Source organism: Candidatus Nanopusillus massiliensis (assembly GCF_920984865.1).
The window spans coordinates 196,432-196,635 of sequence record NZ_OV100765.1 but is presented as its reverse complement, the minus strand read 5'-3'; the positions used below and the strand labels follow the sequence as shown (position 1 = coordinate 196,635).

The following is a 204-nucleotide window of genomic DNA, read 5'->3' as shown; positions in this document are numbered from 1 at the left end:
TCACTTATTCTTAATCTTGCTAAGAATGGTTCATATACTTGTAATGGAATAGAATTTATTGTAACTTTACCATTACCTTCATCTATATCTGCTTTTGCAATTGCTGTTTTTCTTTTTGCTGTAACTATTATTGTCATGTTATATAAATTTATATACTATATTTTTAAAATTTTCCACCAATTTGCCTTGATATATCACCTAAAT

The 204-nt window shown here is 25.0% G+C and carries 2 protein-coding genes (1 of these 2 only partly in view); both read right to left on the bottom strand.

Going from position 1 to position 204, the window contains the following annotated elements; genetic code table 11:
• Positions 1–137 (bottom strand): 30S ribosomal protein S9 (gene rpsI, locus LUA84_RS05110; protein WP_457913334.1); only part of this gene is annotated, 137 nt, incomplete at its 3' end.
• Between the two features lie 26 nt (positions 138–163).
• Positions 164–204 carry the final stretch of a hypothetical protein gene (locus LUA84_RS01355; protein ID WP_457913333.1) on the bottom strand. 154 nt of this gene lie beyond the right edge of the window, so only the last 41 of its 195 coding nucleotides appear in the window; its start codon lies beyond the right edge, outside the window; its stop codon occupies positions 164–166.